The 7,036-nt window shown below is 59.2% G+C and carries 9 protein-coding genes; 4 read left to right on the top strand and 5 right to left on the bottom strand.

Annotated features, from left to right (window positions below):
• Positions 1–536: 536 nt before the first annotated feature.
• Entirely contained in the window at positions 537–2,264 is a 1,728-nt protein-coding gene (locus AU381_RS00545) for a phosphoethanolamine transferase (RefSeq protein ID WP_369983369.1), read from the bottom strand.
• A gap of 256 nt (positions 2,265–2,520) precedes the next feature.
• Between AU381_RS00545 and AU381_RS00540 the strand changes: the two genes are divergently transcribed.
• The 3 genes from AU381_RS00540 to AU381_RS00530 are packed head-to-tail and all read left to right on the top strand — an operon-like array spanning position 2,521 to position 4,042.
• A complete protein-coding gene (locus AU381_RS00540) occupies positions 2,521–2,793 on the top strand; it encodes a PepSY domain-containing protein (RefSeq protein WP_015633367.1) in 273 nt (90 codons plus the stop codon).
• A complete protein-coding gene (locus tag AU381_RS00535; protein ID WP_014858087.1) occupies positions 2,793–3,353 on the top strand; it encodes a cytochrome b/b6 domain-containing protein in 561 nt (186 codons plus the stop codon). Before AU381_RS00540 ends, AU381_RS00535 begins: the two co-directional genes overlap by 1 nt.
• Positions 3,354–3,367: 14 nt before the next feature.
• Positions 3,368–4,042 carry a response regulator gene (locus tag AU381_RS00530; RefSeq protein ID WP_014858088.1) on the top strand — a complete coding sequence of 225 codons (675 nt, stop codon included), beginning with the start codon at positions 3,368–3,370 and terminating at the stop codon, positions 4,040–4,042.
• 248 nt (positions 4,043–4,290) lie between these two features.
• Here AU381_RS00530 and AU381_RS00525 read toward each other — a convergent pair whose 3' ends face one another.
• Positions 4,291–4,542, bottom strand: a complete 252-nt coding sequence (locus AU381_RS00525) for a WGR domain-containing protein (RefSeq protein WP_015633368.1) — start codon at positions 4,540–4,542, stop codon at positions 4,291–4,293.
• Between the two features lie 301 nt (positions 4,543–4,843).
• On the bottom strand, positions 4,844–5,317 hold the full coding sequence (locus tag AU381_RS00520; RefSeq protein WP_034859617.1) for a helix-turn-helix transcriptional regulator: 474 nt from the start codon (positions 5,315–5,317) through the stop codon (positions 4,844–4,846).
• A 138-nt stretch (positions 5,318–5,455) separates the two neighbouring features.
• Between AU381_RS00520 and AU381_RS29355 the strand changes: the two genes are divergently transcribed.
• On the top strand, positions 5,456–5,716 hold the full coding sequence (locus AU381_RS29355) for a hypothetical protein (RefSeq protein WP_015633370.1): 261 nt from the start codon (positions 5,456–5,458) through the stop codon (positions 5,714–5,716).
• Positions 5,717–5,953: 237 nt separating this feature from the next.
• Here AU381_RS29355 and AU381_RS30580 read toward each other — a convergent pair whose 3' ends face one another.
• Both AU381_RS30580 and AU381_RS00505 read right to left on the bottom strand, forming a co-directional pair.
• Positions 5,954–6,394, bottom strand: a complete 441-nt coding sequence (locus AU381_RS30580; RefSeq protein WP_015633371.1) for a hypothetical protein — start codon at positions 6,392–6,394, stop codon at positions 5,954–5,956.
• Positions 6,387–7,016: a P-loop NTPase family protein gene (locus AU381_RS00505; RefSeq protein ID WP_048655407.1), complete on the bottom strand. Its 630-nt coding sequence runs from the start codon at positions 7,014–7,016 to the stop codon at positions 6,387–6,389. The genes AU381_RS30580 and AU381_RS00505 overlap by 8 nt, the downstream gene beginning before the upstream one ends.
• Between the last annotated feature and the right edge of the window lie 20 nt (positions 7,017–7,036).

Below are 7,036 nucleotides of genomic sequence, written 5' to 3'. Positions count from 1 at the left end.
CTGTGCGCATGCGCCACACTCGCATACGCACTCGCCAAAGGGAATCCCATACAGACTCTTATGTTAGGCGGATACCACTAGGAAGTGTGAATTCTTGGGATTGAACTAACCTGCTGACGCGGGAGAGGACGGGTTTGGAGGCGCGGTCTCCTGATGGGATGTTGGGGTGTTGAGAACCAACCCCTGACCAGGAGACCGATCGATTACCGACGGCCCAATCCCAATGCGGATTTCAGCCTAAAGTCATCCCGCTCTAGCCAGATTGCGCCGCGCTATCCGTTTCGCGCAAAAAGTTCAGCGAAATTCGACCGCAACCATAACACGGCGCTCATCACGCTTGGCGATGCGTGCTTGTGTGATTGATCCCGCAGCGCGCTTACTGAGGGTGATGGGTTGCCTTCGCCAATGCGCCCACAACCGCGCGAATGAGTCATCGGCTCATTTTCAGAGATCACCGGACCAGCCGCCGCCGCGGATTGGCAGGAGTTCCGAGGGAAGCGACCCGCCGCCGCTCATGGAATATGGGCGGCAAACCGCTAAAGAACTCCGCCCGGTCCGGCTCGCAGCCTGCGCTCGGCCGCATGGAAACCCGGCGCCTGCTTCTCCCGCTCCGCCGGGCGCGTGCAGGCCGCGAAAGCGTCGAGGGAGCGCTTATAGACGCCCGTTTGCACGTCCATCATGCCGAGCACCGTATGGAAGAGGTTGTCGTGCGACTTCGGGGTGTCTGCGTCCGTGGAGAGACAGGCGGCGTCAACCCCCATCGCGGTCTGATATGGTTTCGAAAACCAGGCGATGAAGGGGACCTGCGTCTGTTCCTTGGGTGCGATCGCATAGGGCGCGCCGTGCAGGTAAATGCCGTTTTCGCCGAGCGATTCCCCATGATCCGACATGTAGATCATCGCGCCTGCAATGCGGTCCTGATGCTTTTCGAGCAGTCTCGCGACGCTCGCCAGGATATGGTCCGTGTAGAGGATCGTGTTGTCATAGGCGTTGACGATTTCCTCCGTCGTGCAGCTCATCAGTTCCGGCGTGCGGCAGTCCGGCGTGAAGCGGCGGAACGCCTCGGGATAGCGCAGGTAATAGGATGGCCCGTGGCTGCCGAGTTGATGCAGCACGATGACGCTATCGTTGGTCGTTGCGCCGAGCTTTTTATCCAGGTCGGCGAGGAAGATTTCGTCGAGACATTCGCCATTGTTGCACAGCGGGCCGTTCTTCCTACGCGTCATGCTGGCGAAATTGATGAGGTCGGCGATTCCCTTGCTGCCCGTGTTGTTGTCCCACCAGGTAACCAAAACGCCCGCATGCGTCAGTACGTTGACCAGGTTTTCGGTCGAGCGAGCCTTCCAGTCGCTGTACTCTGCGCGGGGATAGACGGAAAACATGCAGGGCAACGAGACGGCTGTCGCCGTGCCGCAGCTCGTCGTGTCGCGGTAGTTGACCACGCCAAGCGCCTTCAATTCCGGATTTGTCTCCCGGTCATAACCATTGAGGGAGAAGTTCATCGCCCGCGCCGTCTCGCCCGCTACCACTACGACGACGACCGGCTTGCCGGCTGCGGCGATGCGCGAACCCTCCTTGGCGTCGGTCCCGAGCGGCTGCACGACCAGATTGCGTTCGCGATAGGTGGAGAGACCGTAGCGTACCGCCGACGAGATCGGCCCGGCCGGATTGAACCGGACCATCAGGTCCCGATGCTCCCGCAGCGCATAGGCGATGCCGGCAAAGTTGACGTAGATGAGCACGCCGCTCAAGACAAGCGCTGGAGCAATGAAGAGGAAATTGACGGCGGCCTTCGCGAAAAAACGACGATGCCTGACTTTCACCCAGGCGATCAGAAGCGAGGGAATGAGCGCGTAGATCGCAAGATGAAGCGCAAGGCCGCCTGTCAGCAGATGACCGGCCTCGGCTTGAGTGGTGACGGCGGCATTGCCGATCATCTCCTTGTCGATGACAACGCCGAACGTATCGGTGAAATAAGAGACGGCCGCCGAGATGGCGATCAGCAGGATCAGCACCGGCTTCGTGACATATTTCATCGACAGCGACGTCAGGGTCGAAAAGGTGGTCAGAGCGAGTGCCGTACCGAGCGATAGCATGGCGATCCACGCGTGATCGAAATAGACCACCGCATGGCTCCAGAAGGAATTGTTGGCGAGCATCAGCAGGTAAAGGGTGGCGATCGCGCTCAATGCGACGCTGCCGATCTCCGGCCGGCGAATTCTGAAGACAGTCAAAAGCTTCTCTCCAAAAAAATGCGAGCTCATCGCTCTCATCGGGTCCGTTGGGGCTCGCCGACATCGGCTTCTTTCGAGACGTGGCGGAAGTCCGACGCGTCTCGACGCTTCCGCCAGTACCGCGGCCAAACTGTCGAAGTGCTGTCGGGAGAAGGGTTGAGGACGGCCAGGTGCACTGGGGTCGGTGACATCGAGAGGCGGACAGGTTCTCGACAGCAGGGCAGGGCCAAGGTGAGCCCGCCGCCGCCGTGGCGGCCCGTTTCCAAAGGAGCCGCTCGTGAAATCGATGCTTATCTGTGTGTTGGCGACCGTCGTCCTTCCCACCTTCGCATTTGCGGACGATGACAACGCGTCGTGCACGAAAGAGCCGCAGTCAGCCTGGATGAAACCTGACGCCGCCGGTTCGAAGCTAGAGGAGGCGGGCTATACGGACATACGCAACGTCAAGGTGGCCGGCACGTGCTACGAAATTTACGCGTTCACGGCCAAGCATGAGCGCGCTGAGGTCTACATGAACCCCGTGACGGGCGAAATCGTCAAAGCGGAGCTGGAAGACTGATGCCCAAGTCAGCGGCTGGAAGGCGGGAGGCGTTGGCTTCCCGCAACGGAGATGTTCGGGTTTGGGACCCGGTCGTCCGGCTTTTCCACTGGGGCCTGGTCGCCTGCTGCGTCATCAACCTCTTTCTGCTGCCACCGGGCAAGAGCGTGCACCGCTATGTCGGCTATGCTGCAATGGCGCTGATCGCATTGCGCTTCGTCTGGGGATTCGTCGGCACGAGACATGCGCGCTTTGCCGATTTCGTTCGCGGCCCCTCGGCCGTTGCGAGCTACCTGTTCGCCTTTGCCGCAGGCAGAGCGGAGCGCCATGTGGGACACAACCCCGCCGCAGGCTGGGTGATGATCCTGCTGATGGTTTTGCTGGCGGCCGTCGGCACCTCCGGCTGGCTGACGACGCTCGATGCCTTCTGGGGCAACAAGGCGCTCGGGGAAACTCACGAGTTGCTGGCAAATTCGCTGATGATCGTAGCTGGGTTGCACGCATCGGCGGCGGTCGTTGAAAGTTGGCACCTCAAGGAAAACCTCATATGGTCGATGGTCACCGGCCGTAAGAAGGGTTGAGTTCAGGAAAACGCATGCGCCTGCTGCTCGTCGAAGACAGTCCCCGCCTCATCGAGCTTGTTGGCGAGACCATGCGTGATGCGGGCTGGCGGCTCGACGCGGTCTCGAGTGTCAACGAAGCCGAGGCGGCGATCGGCGGGCGGGAGCACGATCTCGTCCTTCTCGACCTGGGCCTGCCGGATGGCGACGGCCTCGATCTTCTGAAATGGATAAGGCAGCAGCACGCCGGGTTACCTGTCCTGGTTATCACCGCCCGCGGCTCCGTCGACGAACGCGTCCAGGGGCTCGATGCCGGGGCTGACGATTATCTGGTGAAGCCTTTCCACCATCGCGAATTGCTTTCCCGATGCCGGGCCATGCTGAGGCGCAATCCGCACGCCATACAGCCAGTGCTCGAGGCCGGGGCGTTGCGCTTCGATCCAGCCACCGCAGAGCTGACCTGTGATGGGGTCATCGTCGCGCTTCCACCGCGCGAACGCTCGCTGATCGAGATATTGATGCGCGAGGTCGGGCGCGTCGTTCCGAAACGCCGGCTGGAGATCGCCCTCTCGGAATATGGGCAGGAGCTCAGTTCCAATGCGCTGGAGCTTGCCGTTTCCAGAGTTCGGAAGCGATTGCAGCCGCTGGACACAGGCGTACAGATCGAAACCGTACGCGGCATCGGCTATCTGCTGCGGGCCGCCGCATGAGAAAACGCAATCCGTCGCTGATCGGCATCGTGGCGTGGCGGATCATCGCCTTCTCGCTGCTTGTGTGTTTCGGCATGCAAATTTTGGACGCCGATAAGGGGTGAATTTTGCACGCCGATTGACAGCACGACGACGGGGCCGGCAGTTGCCTTCGGTGGACGCGGCCCGGAGCGGAGAGCTCGCAGGAACGCTAGCTGCGGTTTGATCAGCAAGGAAAGTCGGTTTCCGACATTCCGACGCTATCCCTTTTAATAGCACGATTGTGGCCGATATCCGCGCGCTCGCTTCTGGCGCGCCAGGACAAGGAAGCGGCTAATCGCTTGGCGGTCATTGTCAAACAGATGGATGCGTTCCTGGCCGCGCGTGCCGATGCGTCCCCAGCGCCGAATGAGTGCAGCGCCGCCGAAGAGATCCGGCTCGACAGACAATTGGTAAAAGCGCGCCATATTGCTGCTGGCGTCGGTGCGCTGAACATAAAGGTGGAACCAATGTTGCGTCATGGATCCAAGATTGGCCGGACTATGCGCAGACGTCCAACGACATTTTTGAATCGATCATCCCTGACCGATTCAAGATGTTGATGTCGACCTTTGGAGTGTCAGCGACAAGGATCCCAAAAACAAAAGTCCCGGTCCGTTCCCGTTTTCCACTCCGCCTTTGGCGGAGCGAAGCAGGCGGAGGCCTGAACGCGCTACGCCATTGCGCCGAAGAGAAGGCCGGAGCCTGTGGTAAACGGGAGCGGGGCGGCTGCCGTTTTTCACTGCGAGATAGCCATGACGTGCAAAGGCGGAGCGCGCCAGTTTAGCGGCTTTCGCCGTTGCTAGTGACGACAGAGCCGGCCGATGGCTCGCCCGGCGTCATGCGTTTCATCAGCCGGATTAAATCGCGAATGGTGTCATGCGGCAGAGATTCAACGAGCTTCGTCAGCGTCCTGCGGTCCTCTGCTTCTTCCGGCGTCTTGCCCCACAGGTGGGGACCTACCTCAAAGATCATGTCGAGAGGCGTGAAGCCCGTGATCTCACAGAGGTGAATCAGGCGGGGGACGGTCATTCGAGATTCTGACCGTTCGTACCGCCCGTAGACGGATACGGATAACCCCAATAATTGCGCTGCGTCGGCGCGGCTGATGCCTTTTTTCTCGCGGGCCTTCTTGAGCCAAGCCGAGATTTTTTCGTCCATCTCCTTTGCGGTAAGAATGCCGTCGAAGCCGGGTTGGCGATAAACCGGCCTCTCAAGTTCCGGATCGGTAGTTTCAACCAAGCCCCGCGAGCTCATTAAGCTGTTAAAATCAATCACCGACCTTACCTTTTATGAACCGCCCCTCAGCGGATATTATGCACCATTGAAGCAGCTTGGCACGTGCCTCTCTGGTGAAGTACAGCGGTTTTCCCTCCCTAATTGGGGGGAATTCCGATGGCAAGCTCTCGTAATGCACTGAAGCGAAATGCTTCGGCAAGTGGCAAAGCGTGTACCCGCAAGTTGAAGCCTCAAAAATCGTGGAGCGGGAAAAAGCAATTAGCGATTCTTGACCGCTATAATCTTCCAACCATCAGACTTCGCTTGAAAAACAGCCTCGATTTGCGTCTTACCTTCGACCCAACTGAGCTTCGCAGTCAATTCGCAAGCCAGCTCGGTGTCAGCGATTCGAATGCAGCGCTCGACCCTCACCTCTGATCCATTGCCATGCTTGCTTAGATCCCATTCGGCTAACTCGAAGAGCTGGATCTTGGCTTGATCGTCCGTCGGCCACGTACGCTCTTAGGGTACGGCCCGCGCCATATTCGCTTGAGGCGCAATGGTTTCGGAAAGCTTGCTCACCTCGACCTGCTGACTTCCAAGATGAGGAGCAAGACAAACGCCGAGAACGCAGCCGCCGGCTGCGCCAAGCAAGAATCCGCGGCCTAGCATCGATCAGTAGCCGTTATCTTTAAGGAACTGATCGATCGAAGCCTTCATGATGACCGTCATCTTCACATCGTTGTCGAGGGCGGCCTTTTGAAGCCGCATCTTCGTGTCGTAATCCAGCGGGCAGTTGACGTAGTGCTTGGATTCCCGATCGCGGGCCCTCTTCAGATCACGCAAGCGAACTCTCGAATCCTCACGCTGCAGCGCTTTCGTCACAGCCCTTTCGCGTCGCGCTTCGTCCGTCGGTGCGATCAGGCGGCTTACGGGCTTTTCAGCCTCAGCACTGGGTGGTTCAGGCCGTTTTGGCTGATGTTCAGCCAGGGGCTTCTCTTTCTGGACCTCAGGCGCCTTTGTTGCTGAACCTTCCTGTGTCGCCGCCTGATCCGCGGGACGGCTGCGACGCGGCGCGACTGCAAAGTCCGAAACCGTCGTTTGCCCTTTAGCCATTTGCTACCCCCGTTTCTTCATCCGCCAAAAGTGCCTCGATGTCGCCCACCAGATTCATCACTTCCGCTCGCCCCTTTTTCACCGAGTCTGTGAGATCGAGCATTTGCAGCGTGCCATAGCCATTTCGAATTTCGCGATAGCAGTTGCGTTCCATGAGCTCCGTAGCGAGCAAATAAGAGTCGTAACCGCCCTCTTGCAGGTTCTGCACGAACGGTCTGACCAGGCGATAGGCTTCCAAATATTTCGCTGGCATCGTGATCCTGGTGACGAAGTTTGCATGGGGGATAACCCTCCCCACTTTGTCGGAGATGTCGGCCGTGTCTGCGGCCGCCTGTCCTGCCGCCTTGATTTCGTCCTGGTTTGGCTGAATCGGGGTCAGCACGATATGCGACCCCGCAATGATCGTGTCCCTCAGAACAGTGTCCTGGCCGGGCGAGTCCATCAAGACGACGTCGAACTTGTTCGCGTCGTTTTCGAGGAGCTGTTGAACGGTCGTCTGCCGTGCCGCGGTGATAAGCTCAATGTTATCAGGCAGGTTGTCTTTCGCCTCACAGCGCTTCCACCGGCACTGTAAAGTTATCAGCGGATTGATGCAGCGATAGCTGGCGGGGACGGCTGTCAGGCTGCGGCGACACACGCGAT

It is taken from the genome of Sinorhizobium glycinis (assembly GCF_001651865.1).
GTDB lineage: Bacteria > Pseudomonadota > Alphaproteobacteria > Rhizobiales > Rhizobiaceae > Sinorhizobium > Sinorhizobium glycinis.
Note: the sequence above shows the minus strand (reverse complement) of the source record. Positions and strands in the feature narration are given on the sequence as shown.

Excerpts from the sequence above, each read along its gene's own strand:
- AU381_RS00525 (WP_015633368.1), bottom strand. The coding sequence starts at position 4,542 with ATGACGCAACATTGGTTCCACCTTTATGTTCAGCGCACCGACGCCAGC.
- AU381_RS00545 (WP_369983369.1), bottom strand. The coding sequence starts at position 2,264 with ATGAGCTCGCATTTTTTTGGAGAGAAGCTTTTGACTGTCTTCAGAATT.
- AU381_RS00540 (WP_015633367.1), top strand. The coding sequence starts at position 2,521 with ATGCTTATCTGTGTGTTGGCGACCGTCGTCCTTCCCACCTTCGCATTT.
- AU381_RS00535 (WP_014858087.1), top strand. The coding sequence starts at position 2,793 with ATGCCCAAGTCAGCGGCTGGAAGGCGGGAGGCGTTGGCTTCCCGCAAC.
- AU381_RS30580 (WP_015633371.1), bottom strand. The coding sequence starts at position 6,394 with ATGGCTAAAGGGCAAACGACGGTTTCGGACTTTGCAGTCGCGCCGCGT.
- AU381_RS00530 (WP_014858088.1), top strand. The coding sequence starts at position 3,368 with ATGCGCCTGCTGCTCGTCGAAGACAGTCCCCGCCTCATCGAGCTTGTT.
- AU381_RS29355 (WP_015633370.1), top strand. The coding sequence starts at position 5,456 with ATGGCAAGCTCTCGTAATGCACTGAAGCGAAATGCTTCGGCAAGTGGC.
- AU381_RS00520 (WP_034859617.1), bottom strand. The coding sequence starts at position 5,317 with ATGAGCTCGCGGGGCTTGGTTGAAACTACCGATCCGGAACTTGAGAGG.